Source organism: Pseudoalteromonas sp. MMG013, assembly GCF_018100885.1.
Classification (GTDB): domain Bacteria; phylum Pseudomonadota; class Gammaproteobacteria; order Enterobacterales; family Alteromonadaceae; genus Pseudoalteromonas; species Pseudoalteromonas aurantia.
Window position 1 is genome coordinate 50497 of the sequence record NZ_JAGJEE010000023.1, and the last position, 14379, is coordinate 64875.

13 protein-coding genes are annotated in these 14379 nt (G+C 41.1%); 5 read left to right on the forward strand and 8 right to left on the reverse strand.

Annotation, left to right across the window (positions count from 1 at the left end; translation table 11 throughout):
• Positions 1–30: 30 nt before the first annotated feature.
• Entirely contained in the window at positions 31–360 is a 330-nt protein-coding gene (locus tag J8L98_RS17895) for a hypothetical protein (RefSeq protein WP_210997552.1), read from the reverse strand.
• Positions 338–511, reverse strand: coding sequence for a hypothetical protein (locus tag J8L98_RS17900; protein WP_192507518.1), 174 nt, complete (start codon positions 509–511; stop codon positions 338–340). Before J8L98_RS17900 ends, J8L98_RS17895 begins: the two co-directional genes overlap by 23 nt.
• Before the next feature lie 170 nt (positions 512–681).
• Between J8L98_RS17900 and tsaA the strand changes: the two genes are divergently transcribed.
• From tsaA to J8L98_RS17915, 3 genes are all read left to right on the forward strand, one after another.
• On the forward strand, positions 682–1386 hold the full coding sequence (gene tsaA, locus J8L98_RS17905; RefSeq protein WP_210997553.1) for a tRNA (N6-threonylcarbamoyladenosine(37)-N6)-methyltransferase TrmO: 705 nt from the start codon (positions 682–684) through the stop codon (positions 1384–1386).
• Between the two features lie 91 nt (positions 1387–1477).
• Positions 1478–3205, forward strand: a complete 1728-nt coding sequence (locus J8L98_RS17910; protein ID WP_210997554.1) for a proline--tRNA ligase — start codon at positions 1478–1480, stop codon at positions 3203–3205.
• A gap of 183 nt (positions 3206–3388) precedes the next feature.
• The gene (locus J8L98_RS17915) at positions 3389–4207 is read left to right on the forward strand and encodes a UDP-2,3-diacylglucosamine diphosphatase (protein ID WP_210997555.1); all 819 of its coding nucleotides are present in this window, start codon (positions 3389–3391) and stop codon (positions 4205–4207) included.
• A 63-nt stretch (positions 4208–4270) separates the two neighbouring features.
• On the opposite strand, the gene J8L98_RS17920 is transcribed toward J8L98_RS17915, so the two are convergent.
• Genes J8L98_RS17920 through J8L98_RS17930 form a run of 3 tightly spaced genes read right to left on the reverse strand, consistent with a single transcriptional unit; the run spans position 4271 to position 7075 of the window.
• Complete coding sequence (locus J8L98_RS17920; protein WP_210997556.1) at positions 4271–5479, reverse strand: ABC transporter permease; 1209 nt, start codon at positions 5477–5479, stop codon at positions 4271–4273.
• The gene (locus tag J8L98_RS17925) at positions 5472–6257 is read right to left on the reverse strand and encodes an ATP-binding cassette domain-containing protein (RefSeq protein WP_210997557.1); all 786 of its coding nucleotides are present in this window, start codon (positions 6255–6257) and stop codon (positions 5472–5474) included. Before J8L98_RS17925 ends, J8L98_RS17920 begins: the two co-directional genes overlap by 8 nt.
• Before the next feature lie 14 nt (positions 6258–6271).
• Complete coding sequence (locus J8L98_RS17930) at positions 6272–7075, reverse strand: DUF3025 domain-containing protein (protein ID WP_210997558.1); 804 nt, start codon at positions 7073–7075, stop codon at positions 6272–6274.
• A 150-nt stretch (positions 7076–7225) separates the two neighbouring features.
• Between J8L98_RS17930 and J8L98_RS17935 the strand changes: the two genes are divergently transcribed.
• On the forward strand, positions 7226–8851 hold the full coding sequence (locus J8L98_RS17935) for a M28 family metallopeptidase (protein ID WP_210997559.1): 1626 nt from the start codon (positions 7226–7228) through the stop codon (positions 8849–8851).
• Positions 8852–8922: 71 nt separating this feature from the next.
• The gene (locus J8L98_RS17940; protein ID WP_210997560.1) at positions 8923–10083 is read left to right on the forward strand and encodes a putative manganese transporter; all 1161 of its coding nucleotides are present in this window, start codon (positions 8923–8925) and stop codon (positions 10081–10083) included.
• Between the two features lie 50 nt (positions 10084–10133).
• Here the strand turns inward: J8L98_RS17940 and J8L98_RS17945 are convergent, their stop codons facing one another.
• The 3 genes from J8L98_RS17945 to hutH form a co-directional block, all read right to left on the reverse strand.
• A complete protein-coding gene (locus J8L98_RS17945) occupies positions 10134–10478 on the reverse strand; it encodes a cupin domain-containing protein (protein ID WP_210997561.1) in 345 nt (114 codons plus the stop codon).
• 335 nt (positions 10479–10813) lie between these two features.
• The gene (locus J8L98_RS17950) at positions 10814–12814 is read right to left on the reverse strand and encodes a urocanate hydratase (protein WP_210997562.1); all 2001 of its coding nucleotides are present in this window, start codon (positions 12812–12814) and stop codon (positions 10814–10816) included.
• A 12-nt stretch (positions 12815–12826) separates the two neighbouring features.
• Positions 12827–14320, reverse strand: a complete 1494-nt coding sequence (gene hutH, locus J8L98_RS17955; protein WP_192507507.1) for a histidine ammonia-lyase — start codon at positions 14318–14320, stop codon at positions 12827–12829.
• Positions 14321–14379: the final 59 nt, after the last annotated feature.

Consider the following 14379-nt stretch of genomic DNA (forward strand, 5'->3'; position numbering starts at 1 on the left):
TCAAATTTTTTACCGTCAGTGTTTATTAATTTAGGAATATGCGCACTGTAACGCATTGCGTGCTAACCCGTAAACTGTATGATTAAGCATTGGCGCAATATCGCTAGGCGCTTTGTGCGCACCTTCCATATTACACTGCAGTTTGTTTTTGGTTAATTCGAGAATTTCTTCATAACTTTCAGCAGATGTATCTGTACTTACAAATACGGTATATAGCTCTAACAACTCATTCTTGTATTCTAATAAACTTAGGTAAAATTCATATCTAGCTTGCACAGAGTATTGCTGTAAGCTTGATTCACAACAACTAAATAGTAGCTTTTCGAAACAATCGACCTTATTTTGGCTCGTTCTTATCATTTTGACTTTTCAACGCTTCAGTTAAACTCTTACTTTGGGAAAGTAAATTACGTAGCTCATTTGCTCTTCCTCCTAACAACTCGATGTAACTATCTTGTTCAGTCTCGACATGGCTAGGAAACTTTAACGTCGGTTTTTTGTTCTCTGTCATAATCTAATTATCAGCTTTAAATCTACTTGTCTGCATTGGTTATAAGATTATCCGTATATAAAGAATAATGATATTACATGGCATTACGCCCTATTTCACATTGGTTAATTTTTTATTCCCAAGTACAATAGTGACAGAACTATGACTTAGATAAAACGAACCGAGAACTTGTGGACAATTATCAAATCGTGCCTATTGGCCATATAGAATCACCTTACAAACAAAAATTTGCCATTCCCCGCCAACCTAGGTTAGTGCCACAGGCAAAAGCAAGACTCATCTTCACCAAAGACTTTAACCGAGAAGAGTTTGTTAGGGGCATTGATGAATTTAGCCATTTATGGCTGTTGTTTCGGTTTCACGAAACCGCTGACAAAGGTTACTCCGCTTTAGTACGTCCTCCTCGCTTAGGCGGAAATGAAAAAAAAGGCGTCTTTGCTACCCGCGCAACATTTCGACCTAATGGTATAGGTATGAGCGCGGTAAAATTAGAAAGTATTGAATATAAAAATGGCCAACTTGCTTTGCGGCTCTCTGGTATAGATTTACTTGATGGCACCCCCATTATTGATATAAAACCCTATTTGCCGTATTCCGATGCAATGACTGACGCAAGTGCTGGTTTTGCTGATACTCGCCCTGAAACCCAAATGACAGTAGCATTCAGTGAACAAGCTGACTCGTACATTTCTCAGCAACAGCAATACCCTGAATTACGTGCTTTTATAACGAATGTGTTAAAGCAAGACCCACGCCCAGCTTACAAAAAACAAAAGCAACAGACCCAGTTTTATGGTATGACTCTATACGATTTTAACATCCGCTGGCAGGTTGATGAAAACCACAACCAGGTCATTGAGATTTCCAAACAATAGCGACATAGAATAATTACTTGTCTGCGCCGTCAGCGCTGTTAAACTACGCGGAATTAACACGAAAAATAAATACATTACGAACGGAACAACCATGCGTACTAGTCAATATATTTTAGCGACTCTAAAAGAGACGCCTTCGGATGCTGAAATTATCAGTCATCAGCTTATGCTTCGAGCGGGTATGATCCGCAAATTGGCTTCAGGCCTCTATACTTGGCTTCCTTCTGGCTTGAAAGTTTTACGCAACGTAGAAAAGATTGTGCGAGAAGAAATGGATAATGCGGGCGCGATTGAGATGCTGATGCCAGTGATCCAACCAGCCGATCTTTGGCAGGAATCTGGGCGTTGGGAACAGTTTGGTCCAGAACTTCTGCGTATCACAGATCGAAATAATCGCCCTTTCGCACTAGGCCCAACACACGAAGAAGTTATTACAGATTTCGTTAGAAAAGAGATCAATAGTTACAAACAACTTCCGATCACGTTGTATCAAGTACAGACCAAGGTACGTGATGAAGTCCGCCCTCGCTTTGGCGTAATGCGCGCACGCGAATTCACCATGAAGGATGCTTACTCTTTCCATTTAAGCGAAGAGTGTTTAACACAAACCTATCAGCGAATGCATCAGGCCTATTGTAATATTTTTGAACGCTTGGGACTCAATTATCGTCCAGTACTCGCAGATACAGGCTCAATCGGTGGAAGCCTATCACATGAATTTCATGTTTTGGCTGAATCGGGTGAGGATGCTATCGCATTTAGTGATGCAAGTGATTACGCAGCTAACATTGAAAAGGCAGAAGCATTAGCACCAAAAACAGAAAGAGCGGCCCCATCCAAAGAGCTAAACTCATTTGCTACGCCAGAAGCCAAAACGATCGCTGAATTAAAAGCCAACCACGGTGTAAAACCACACCGTGGCGTTAAAACGTTAATAGTTTATGGTGCAGCAGATGAAAACGAGCGACGTGGATTGGTTGCGTTAATTGTTCGCGGTGATCATGATTTGAATGAATTAAAGGCACAGTCTCACGACCTAGTCCATTCACCTCTTGAAATGGCAAAAGAACAAGATATTATTTCCGCTATTGGTGCCCGGCCTGGTTCTTTGGGACCTGTCGGTTTAAATATGCCTGTTATCGTTGACCATAGTGCTGCTGTCATGGCTGACTTTGTGGCTGGAGCCAATAAAGATGGTGAACACTACAGTGGCATAAACTGGGGTCGTGATGTAACAGACTATGTAGTTGCTGATATTCGTAACGTTGTTGAAGGCGATCCAAGTCCTTGCGGTAATGGGTCATTACATATCAAACGCGGTGTTGAAGTCGGTCACATTTTTCAGCTCGGCACTAAATATTCAGAATCAATGAATGCTGGTGTGCTTGGTGAAAGTGGTAAAAACCAAATGATGAGCATGGGTTGCTACGGTATCGGTGTGTCACGTATTGTCGCCGCAGCAATTGAACAAAATAACGATGACTATGGTATTAAATGGCCATTGGCATTGGCGCCATTTTCGCTTGCGATTGTGCCTATGAATATGCATAAATCTCATCGTATCCCTGAAATTGCTAATAATTTATATTCAGAATTTAAAAAAGCAGGGGTCGACATACTCTTTGATGACCGAAAAGAACGACCTGGTGTTATGTTTAATGACATGGAGTTACTTGGCGTACCATATACACTCGTCATTGGTGAACGTAACCTTGATAATAATCAAGTTGAGCTTAAAAACCGACGTACGGGTGAAAAACGGATGTTAAGTATTGACGATGCTGTTACCGAAATTTGTGCGTTGATTAACTCACAGTAAGCTACTTTAAATTATCGCAGTAAATTATTTGTCGCGAGTGGCTTATTAGTCACTCGCTTTTTTATAATAAGTATTCCAAAAAGTATATGCCTCAATGACTGTCATATTCTCTTCTTTATCTCGTCGTCGAATTGTCACTTTCTAACACTATGCTTGATTTTATTACGCTAGAGATAAGAGCGAATGAAAGCAACGTACTATCCAAGTATTTGGATTTCAGATACCCACCTTGGCTACAAAGACTGTAAAGCTAGCTACCTACTTGATTTCTTAAACCGAACAGAATGCGGTGTACTTTATCTCGTCGGTGATATCGTCGACCTATGGTCAATGAAGCGGCAATTCTATTGGGATACAAGCCATTACAAGGTATTAGAGTGCATTCAAGAAAAAGCGGAGGCTGGCACAAAAGTAATTTATATTCCAGGGAATCATGATGAAACGTTCAGGCAGTATGCCGGTCACACCCTGTTCAATGTAGAAGTCCACAAATCATTTATCCATACCACCTCAGCAGGGAAAAAATTCTTACTGCTACATGGTGATGACTTTGATTCTGCAACTCGATACAACAAATTAATCAGTATTGCCGGAGATGCTGCCTACGATTTTTTGCTCTTTTTGAACCGTTGGAGTAATCGTGTAAGGCGTTTATATGGAGGCCATTATTGGTCACTCGCCTCTTGGCTTAAAAATCGTGTTCATAAAGCGAGAGAAGCAATTGCGGCATTTGAAGCGGCAGCTATTCACGAAGCAAAAAGACAAGGCGTGGATGGTATTATATGCGGACATATTCACCAACCCGCCTTAAAAGTATGCGATGGAATCATTTATTGTAATGACGGTGACTGGATAGAAAATTGCACCGCGTTAGTTGAAAATAAAGAGGGTAAAATTGAACTATTACATTGGTCAGATATTCAACATGTTCTTAATGTCGTTGCATTAGATGAAGGTCTACAAGGTATACCATCCCAAAATGCTTCTGATGAAGCGGCATAGTAAAGTGAGCGCGCTCGTTAAATTAACGTGAGCGCGCTCATAAAATATCGATGTAAGCCGCTATTACCTAAATAGAACGGATTCCTTGTTAAACCACCTTACACAGCTCAGTAAAAGTAAACTTGCCAATGCAGCTGATGCAATAAAGATAAGTGCAATAGCACCCTGATCAACTGTGCCTTTTACAACCTCTTTGATAGCCAATGCAACATTGGTTATTGGAATAAGCGCGGTAACGTTATCAAGTTCCATGTTTGGCAATAATGAAACAACAATAGGCACAAACACAGCCATACTCAATGGACCCATATAGTTTTGCGCCTCTTTAAATGTCCGTGCATATATTGATATCGCCAGAACCAATGAAGATAACATCGCAGCTACTGGCAACAACAACGAAAATATAAGTATAAAGTCCCAAGCAGTCACGCTATTAAATGCGGTTTTGACCGCTTCTAAACTCACAAAACTTGACGCTACGCTCACCCAAATAGCCAAACTCACAACTGTAATCAATGTACATGCGATTGAACTTGCCAATACAGTAAAAAACTTTCCTAGGACTAACTCTGAGCGCGTCACGGGAGTTAATAACAATGTTTCTAAAGTCCCTCGTTCTTTTTCTCCAGCCCCCAAATCGATTGCCGGATAACTGGCTCCCATTAATACCAAAGGTAACAACAAATAAGGGATCAATGCGCCCAACTTTTCACCGTAGTTTTCCCGCTTATCGGCCGTATCGACTTTGCTGATCGTAATGGGAGTAAGTAACGCGGGTTGATGCCTAATATCAACACCTAAATCGTTTAAAGCTCGGGTTCTTAACTCATTCGATAATTTACTAGCGACGGAACGCACACGATTAAAAATGAAATTAATCGCTTTTGCATCGTTAAATACAATTTGCCACTGGCTCTGCTTTCCTGCTTGCATTGCAAGTTCTGGGTCATTCGGAATAAATATACCAACATCAATGACCCCCTCTTTAACCGCCTCAGAAAGCTGCTCTACTGAGTCAAACTGCTTTTGTCCTGCATATTTTTTAAAGCTCTTGTGGTAGAATATTTCCTCTGAAAAAGCCGTCGAAAATTGCGTGTTAACAATATAATATGTGTGAACCTGTTGCTCGGCTTTTAAACTTGCTTGAGACGTTAAAAATGCCACAAAGCCTAAAATAATCGGGAAAATAAGCATTGGTAATGCAATGATAAAAAAAAGCGTTTTCCTATCCCTCAGTAATTCTATAATTTCCTTTTTAAAAACTTCAAACATGCTTATTCCCACTCAATAGATTTAGAAAGGCCTGATTCAACTCAGTACTGCCGCCCTGTTTCATAAATTCGGTTACAGTACCATCAAAGCAACTTACCCCTTGGTCTATCACCGCTATTTTGTCACACAACAAGGCAACTTCATCGAGGTGGTGTGTTGAAAAAATCACCGGTATCCCTTGTGCTTTTAAAGAACGAATGAACGAAATAACCGTCTGAGTCGTCATAATATCAAGCCCTGTTGTTGGCTCATCTAAAATGACCACTTTGGGGTTATGTACGACAGCCCTGGCAATATTTGTTTTTTGTTTCATTCCTGTCGATAAATGCTCTGCCCGTTTGTCCAAGAATGTGGTCATGTCTAGCATGCTAAACAACTCATCACACTTTGCTTTCAGCGCATGTCCTTTAAGGCCATGCAGCTTGCCAAAATACTCAACATTTTCTCGTGCCGTCAAGCGACCATATAATCCAGTCGAGCCAGATAAAAAGCCAATTGCTTTGCGTCCAATTAATGGCTGTTTAACAATATTATCGTCTTCAATTAGTATTGACCCGTGATCCGGTTTCAAAGCGGTAGATAACATACGTAATGTCGTTGTTTTTCCCGCGCCGTTTGGACCTAAAAGCCCCAATACTTCACCATGATCACATGTAAAACTGACATTTTTTACCGAGTGAAAATACCCATCATATTCTCTACTGTCATGACATTCCTTGTTTTTCTTATGCTCTTTGGTTAGCTTGAAGCGCTTCGCTAACTTATCAACTGCAATCATGATTGATCCTTTTCTTAACGCCTTTTTGCTCTGAAATAATCCGTATTATCATAAAACTTTGCATCTTCATTTTCCTCACACCACCCGGGTATACCCAATAACGGCAATGGTGACATTTGGCTGTTGTCTTTTAAAATCCCTTCATATGCAATTCGCGTATAAAGTATGTCATCTAAGTAGGCGTACTGTTGTTGTAAGGTTAATGTACTAAAACTTGTTTCCACTACAATACACAGTACTTTTCCGGTAAGTCCGATAAAAGGTTGAGTGAGCATCTCATAATTTGCGTGTCCAAATATGAATGGCTGTATAGCTTTGCCCCACTGTGTGCGTTTTGATACAAATACGCTATGCCAGTTGTGGGCTCGTAAATCAGTTTTTATCTGTTCGTCGGTGATGGCCATCACTACACCACACTCATCAAACAAGGTTAAGGCATTACGATGTTTGCTACGTTGTTTTAAACCATACTGGTCAATATCATCAATATGACTTTTATTTAACAATGATTTAGTCTTTGGGAATAAACACCAAATTAATGCACCAAACAAGTCGTGCCAATTCTGCTCTCGAGTTGGAATATGACCTGTTTCGTAAATGATCTGCTCGTAGTAACGCGTTTCTTCTTGAAACTGTGAATCAGGTACAAAACTAACTTGTTGTCCATTGCTATTTTTAAGATATGCGAGTCCATTTAGCCATGGAAAATCAGGCCAGCCAGACTGGTTGCCTAGACCAAATAATGTATTAAGGTGGGCAAATGCACCGCCTCTCAATAACTGTGGCTCATAATGCTCAGAGGGAGTAAATTTCTTCATAAATAGAACAAGTTCAATATATTTTCATTAGTTTACCTTAAGTCCTGTTGGCGTCCAATTAAAGCAGCCCCAACTGTCGCAGTTACTCGAAAAAAAACCAAAATTGTGTTTATACTTAACGTGTCTTTAATACATAACAAAAGAAGCATTATGAAACTTAAAATGACTCTAAGCGCGCTTACAATAGCCGTGCTCAGCGGTTGTGTTAGTACCTCAAACACCCCTGAAAATGTAAAAACTGCCTATGATAGTATCAACACACAACAACTTGCTGAGCATATTAAAACTCTCGCATCTGATGAATTTGGTGGCCGAGCTCCTTCTTCAAAAGGAGAAGAGCTGACCCTTGCATATTTAACCAAGCATTTTAAGTCTTTGGGATATGAGCCTGGTAATGGTGATAGCTTCTTGCAAGAAGTGGACTTGGTTTCTATCGAAGCTGATGCCAATATGGCGCTTAAAATCGGTGGTAAAGACTACCTATATAAGAAAGAAATGGTGATGGGCACAAGTCGGATCAGCCCACTAGAGTCGATCAAAGATTCAGAGCTTGTATTCGTAGGCTACGGGGTTAACGCTCCTGAATACAATTGGAATGATTACGATGGCTTAGATGTGAAAGGCAAAACGGTTGTTATGCTTGTTAATGATCCAGGTTTTGCAACGAAAGATCCGAGTATGTTTACAGGTGAAGCCATGACCTATTATGGTCGTTGGACATACAAGTACGAGGAAGCAAGCCGCCAAGGTGCCGCAGGCGCTATCATTGTCCATGAAACGGCCCCTGCATCATACCCTTGGAGCGTAGTCGAAAACTCATGGAGTGGCGAACAATTTGGTTTCCAAAAAGCCAATAAAAATATGGATCGAGTCGCTGTCGAAGGTTGGGTCACTGTCGATGTTGCAAAAGAACTATTTGAAAAAGCGGGTTTAAACTTTACTGATGCAAAAGCGAAGGCTGCCAAAGGTGCTTATCACGTCGATATGGGTGACTTAACAGCATCTATTACCGTAAAAAGTAAAATTAAAACGTCCACTTCTTACAACTTTATTGCTACCTTACCCGGTAGTAAGAAACCAGATGAACACATTATCTACTCTGCTCATTGGGATCATTTAGGCACAGATAAAAATAGAAAAGGTGATCAAATATACAACGGTGCTCATGACAATGCCACTGGTACCGGTGGTATGATAGAAGTTGCTGAGGCATTCGCAAAACTCCCGACAAGGCCTGATCGTTCAATGACATTTTTGGCTGTTACAGCAGAAGAACAAGGTTTATTAGGCTCAAAATTCTACGCCGCAAATCCAGTTATACCTGCAAAGAAAACGGTTGCAAACATTAATATGGATAGCTTAAATTTATTAGGTAAAGTAAAGGATATTAGTGTTGTAGGTATAGGTAAGTCTGACCTTGACGACATGCTAGCCAATGCCGCTAAAGCTCAGGGACGTGTGGTATCTGGTGACCCAAGACCAGCATCAGGCGGCTATTATCGCTCTGACCACTTCGCATTTGCGAATATGGGAGTGCCGGCCATGTATGCAGGCGGTGGTACTGAAGCCATTGATGATGCCACCGCTAATTACCGTAAACGCATGAGTCTTGTGCTAAGAGGTTGCTACCACCAACCCTGTGATCGCTACAGAGATGAATGGGACTTGAACGGTGCAGTGCAAGACCTACAACTATTTTATCAAGTCGGTTATGACATATCACAACAAGCTGAATGGCCACAATGGAAAGCAACATCAGAGTTTAAGAGAAATTAAATGCAAATGATATTGCTTTTCATTTAGAAAAAAACTAAAGTGCAACTGAGTTTATCAACCGGTTGCACTTTATGCTCTCACAGTCCGTAAATTTTCCTTCCCGCTTAGTGCATTTACTAAGTACCCAACTAACTAACAAACGTTTGTTATTGCCATTGCTTCTCGGTTTAGCGTTAGCGTACGAGCCTATTAGAGCTATAACACTTCCAACGCTAGCGGATGCGTTTTTTCAAGTAACCGCATTCGTAGCTGGTACGCTTTTCATATACTATTACCTTGTAGATAAGTTGCCCCAACTAGAATTGAGTTACTTAAAAGCAAAGTCTCCAACTCTTGAGATAGTATTCGCGGCAATTCTTGGCGCATTGCCTGGGTGTGGTGGTGCTATTATTGTTGTCACTCAGTTTACAAAACGTCAAGCGAGTTTCGCATCGGTAGTCGCTGTACTTACCGCAACAATGGGCGACGCTGCATTTTTATTATTAGCAAAAAAACCGCTCGAAGGATTATTGATAATTGGGATAGGTGTAGGTGTAGGGGTTATCAGTGGCTTAATTGTCAGTGCAATACATAAACAAGAGTTTTGCCAACCCGATGCACAAGAAGCCAATAATCCACATTGTGCTAAGCCAAGTAACGTAGTCATAGCCAGCACAAAAGTCTGGAAGATTGCCCTGTTGCCAAGCCTTGTAATTGCTTTTTTAATTGCCTTTAACGTTGATCTAGGAGTATTTGAAGCATCAATTACACTGATTGGCGCGGTTATGGCGATTTTTGCTGTGCTTGTGTGGGCGCTATCATCAGAGGGGAAAACTTATAAACAAATTACCGCAGAAGATGAAGAATTTGAGCCTCCTTCCAAGTTTGCCAGAGTACTACAAGATACACACTTTGTAACTGCATGGGTGGTTGCCAGCTTTATGCTATATGAACTCGCAGTGACACTGTTTGGCCTTGATTTAAAACAATGGTTCAGTGAGTTTGCCGTATTCGCCCCGCTTATTGCTGTTCTTATTGGATTACTACCTGGGTGTGGCCCACAAATCGTGGTCACTACGCTCTATATTCAAGGTATCATTCCATTTAGTGCCTTAGCAGGAAATGCAATCTCAAACGATGGCGACGCGCTATTTCCTGCGATTGCAATGGCGCCAAAAGCCGCGATTCTGGCAACCTGCTATTCCGCTATCCCTGCGCTTCTAGTGGGCTATGGGTTATATTGGTTAATGTAAATTCGGTCAGTTCAACTTAATAAAGTTAGTAGCGTAACGTACTACTGGCTTTATTCCTCGGGGTTTTCACTGTGTACTGATTGCCCTGGTGTGTGATAAATGAACTTACAGCCTTTATTTGCAGAGGGCTTGTGCCATACTCCCTTAGGGACAACAAACGCATCTCCGCTGTGGGCAACATACGTTGATGACACACCCTCCCTTAATACGGTCATTTCAAATTCTCCATCAATGATATAAAAAAACTCATCCGTATCTGGATGCATCTCCCAAACCGGTGACTCGCCAGTAATATCACACGTACTAAACGAAGAAGCGTTAAAAGGCAGCATTGGAATAAATACGCCTTCATTCTTTGACGATAAAACCTCTAATACATTAACAATTTTCATCATAAATGCCCTTAGTTACCGAATTAATATGTATATAAATACGCTTTGACACGCTGAAAGTCACGTCGTTTTGATTGCTATACTATTCAGGATAGAAGCTTACTCACCACAAAAATTACATTAACCCATTATAATCAGGGTATAAAGATAAAGGGTTATCCATTGAATAATGTGCTCATTTGTATAATTGCACAGAAAGACAGCTAGCGAAACACACAGTAATTACGGGGCATTAAATCGTAGGCAATAGGAAGGTATCAATGAACTAACTTAAATCTAACTCGATAGCGGGTGCCTGATTTAATTTAAGCAGGCACCCGAACAATTTGATGCAATAATTAGAGTGACAAATTACTTAAAATATCGTCATCCACTAAGTTTGCTAGCGTCACCTTTAACTTAGGTGTACGAGCCATTTCACGCTTAATCGCAAAATTAGCCTCTTCATTACGCGCCCAACTGCGACGCGCTATGCCATTATTTACATCAAATAACAGCATAGATTTTAGCCGACGTTCAGCACTATCAGTACCATCTAACAACATACCAAAGCCGCCGTTAGTTACTTCTCCCCAGCCAACGCCACCCCCGTTATGAATCGACACCCAAGTTGCACCACGGAAACTATCACCAATCACATTGTGAATGGCCATATCAGCGGTAAATCGGCTACCATCATAAATATTAGATGTTTCACGAAATGGTGAATCTGTGCCACTAACATCATGATGATCACGTCCTAATACAACGGGGCCAATATCACCTCGGCTTATTGCGTCATTAAACGCTTTAGCGATTTCCATTCGCCCTTGTGCATCCGCATAAAGAATACGTGCTTGAGAGCCAACCACGAGCTTATTTTGCTTCGCATCGTTGATCCACGTAATATTATCCTGCATTTGCTGCTGAATTTCTTCAGGAGACTCTGCCATGATTTTATTCAAAACCTGCGCGGCAATTGCATCAGTTTTATCTAAATCTTCAGGCTTCCCGGATGCACATACCCAGCGAAATGGTCCAAATCCATAGTCAAAACACATTGGCCCCAGGATATCCTGTACGTAAGACGGATATTTAAAATCAATACCATTGTCAGCCATAACATCACCACCCGCTCGTGATGACTCAAGTAAAAATGCATTGCCATAGTCAAAAAAGTAGGTGCCTTTTGCAGTATGCTTGTTGACCGCATCTGCGTGGCGTTTGAGGGTCTGTTGCACTTTAACTTTAAACAGCTCAGGTTCTTCTCTGATTAACCTATTTGACTCTTCATAACTAATATCTACAGGGTAATAACCACCTGACCATGGGTTATGCAATGATGTCTGGTCAGATCCTAAATGAACGAAGATGTTATGTTCATCAAATGCTTCCCATACATCAACCACATTCCCTATATAAGCAATGGAGACGACTTCTTCATTTGCTTGAGCCACTTTTAAACGTGAGATCAGATCATCCATATTATCAATTAGCTCATCAACCCAGCCTTGTTGATGACGCTTGATTGCTGCTTTAGGGTTCACTTCTGCACAAACGGTGATACATTTGGCGATATTACCGGCTTTAGGTTGTGCACCACTCATGCCACCTAATCCTGCGGTAAGAAATATTTTCCCTTGAGAGCTTTCACCTTTGTTGAGTACTTTACGGAACGCATTCATAACCGTAATTGTTGTTCCGTGTACAATACCCTGAGGCCCAATATACATGAATGAGCCAGCAGTCATTTGACCATATTGTGTTACACCTAAAGCGTTGAACTTCTCCCAATCATCAGGCTTAGAGTAGTTAGGGATCATCATGCCATTTGTAACAACTACACGTGGTGCATCTTCTGATGATGGAAACAGCCCCATTGGGTGACCTGAGTAAATATGCAACGTTTGATCCGAGTGCATTTCACTTAAGTATTTCATCGCTAATAAATATTGAGCCCAGTTTTGAAAAACTGCGCCATTTCCACCATAAGTTATTAATTCTTCTGGGTGCTGCGCAACAGCTGGGTCTAGGTTATTTTCAACCATAAGCATTATCGCTGCTGCTTGTTCACATTGTGCTGGATACTCAGACACAGAACGAGCTCTCAGATCATAATTTGGTTTAAAGCGATACATATAGATACGACCGAAGTCATTTAATTCTTGTGCAAATTCTACCGCCAACTCTTGATGCCATGCTTTGGGGAAGTAACGTAACGCATTTCTAATTGCTAACTGTTTCTCATCCACACTCAAAATATCTTTACGTTTTGGTGCGCGATTCGCATCAGCGGGATAAGGTTTAGCAGCCGGTAATTCAGATGGAATACCTTGTTTTATCTGTTCTTGAAAATTCATCACAACTCCCTCTTAATTTACTGTAAACGCTTGTGACTTAACCAATGTTATCATGGCATCAATATCAGGCTTTAATAGCCTATCTTCTTCAAGTTTTGCAACTTTAGCTCTAATCACTTTTAAATTTTGCTCAATTAATTCAGAGCACTTATTTGGTCGTCTGAACTCAATAGCTTGGGCAGCATACATCAACTCAATGGCGAAGATTTTTTCAATGTTACCTAAAATTTGGTTGAGCTTTCTACCGGAAATACTCCCCATAGACACATGATCTTCTTGACCCATAGAGGTAGGCACACTGTCCGCCGACGGTGGGAAACATAAAGACTTATTTTCGGTTACAAGTGCTGCAGTTGCATATTGAGGGATCATCATTCCTGAATTCAACCCGCCAGAACTAGTGAGTAACCGAGGTAAGCCGTGCAGCCCCTCTAAAAGCAAATAACAACGTCTATCAGAAATATTGCCTAACTCAGCAGCTGCTATTGATGCGTAATCTAATACCATAGCTAACGGCTGACCGTGGAACCCTCCCCCAGAGATCGCTTCTTCTGCACTGACAACGATAGGGTTATCTGTCACTGAGTTCATTTCAATTTCAGCCAACTCTTTCAAATGGTAGTACGCATTACGCGATGCACCATGCACCTGAGGGATACAACGCAATGAATAAGGGTCTTGAACACGCTCACAGCCTTGGTGAGCAGCCATATTTTCCGAGTTTTTGAAAAAGCGTCTCATACGAGCAGCAACTTCAACATTACCTACAAATGCACGAATTTCATGTAGCTCAGCTCTAAATGGCGATTCACTGCCTTGCATACCTTCAATACTCATAGCACCCGTGACATCAGCAAGATCGAGCAAATACCCCATTTTTGTTAATGCAGTAATCGCATGCGACAAAATGAATTGAGTACCATTAATGAGCGCTAACCCTTCTTTTGCATGCAGCTCAAGCGGCGCTAAACCGTGCTCACGCAACAAAGGTGCCGCTGGGACAACTTCCCCATTTTGCCAAAACTCTCCTTCACCAATAAGCGGTAAAAACAAGTGCGATAAAGGTGCTAAATCACCAGATGCACCAACTGAACCCTGCTCTGGTACCACAGGAATGAGATCAAGATCGATAAATGCCAGCATTCTTTGTATTACTTCAAGGCGGATCCCAGAAAACCCCTGACTTAAAGCATGAACTTTGGTAATCAACATTAATTTAGATATTGGTTTAGCGATTGGTTCACCAACCCCAACAGCATGGGTGATCAGTAAATTTTTCTGCAATAAGTGGGTTTCTTCTGGAGAGATCTGTGTATCACATAAAGGACCAAACCCGGTGTTGATACCATAAATTGCTTTATCAGAGTTCGCCATTTTGTCGACGTTTTGTCTACTTTTATTTACTTTATCTAATGCTTCTTGACATAAATGTGCTTTAACACTGCCATCTGCGATTGCATTTACAATATCTACATTAAGGCGATCTACACCATACTTAAACGTCATTTCACTCTCCAAAATCAACTTCTTATGTACTTTTATACTGATAATAACGTTATCCTAGC

Bases quoted from the DNA above. Each gene is read 5' to 3' on its own strand.
- J8L98_RS17945 (WP_210997561.1), bottom strand. From the start codon at position 10,478: ATGATGAAAATTGTTAATGTATTAGAGGTTTTATCGTCAAAGAATGAA.
- hutH (WP_192507507.1), bottom strand. From the start codon at position 14,320: ATGACGTTTAAGTATGGTGTAGATCGCCTTAATGTAGATATTGTAAAT.
- J8L98_RS17910 (WP_210997554.1), top strand. From the start codon at position 1,478: ATGCGTACTAGTCAATATATTTTAGCGACTCTAAAAGAGACGCCTTCG.
- J8L98_RS17900 (WP_192507518.1), bottom strand. From the start codon at position 511: ATGACAGAGAACAAAAAACCGACGTTAAAGTTTCCTAGCCATGTCGAG.
- J8L98_RS17920 (WP_210997556.1), bottom strand. From the start codon at position 5,479: ATGTTTGAAGTTTTTAAAAAGGAAATTATAGAATTACTGAGGGATAGG.
- J8L98_RS17915 (WP_210997555.1), top strand. From the start codon at position 3,389: ATGAAAGCAACGTACTATCCAAGTATTTGGATTTCAGATACCCACCTT.
- J8L98_RS17925 (WP_210997557.1), bottom strand. From the start codon at position 6,257: ATGATTGCAGTTGATAAGTTAGCGAAGCGCTTCAAGCTAACCAAAGAG.
- J8L98_RS17940 (WP_210997560.1), top strand. From the start codon at position 8,923: ATGCTCTCACAGTCCGTAAATTTTCCTTCCCGCTTAGTGCATTTACTA.
- J8L98_RS17895 (WP_210997552.1), bottom strand. From the start codon at position 360: ATGATAAGAACGAGCCAAAATAAGGTCGATTGTTTCGAAAAGCTACTA.
- J8L98_RS17950 (WP_210997562.1), bottom strand. From the start codon at position 12,814: ATGAATTTTCAAGAACAGATAAAACAAGGTATTCCATCTGAATTACCG.
- J8L98_RS17935 (WP_210997559.1), top strand. From the start codon at position 7,226: ATGAAACTTAAAATGACTCTAAGCGCGCTTACAATAGCCGTGCTCAGC.
- J8L98_RS17930 (WP_210997558.1), bottom strand. From the start codon at position 7,075: ATGAAGAAATTTACTCCCTCTGAGCATTATGAGCCACAGTTATTGAGA.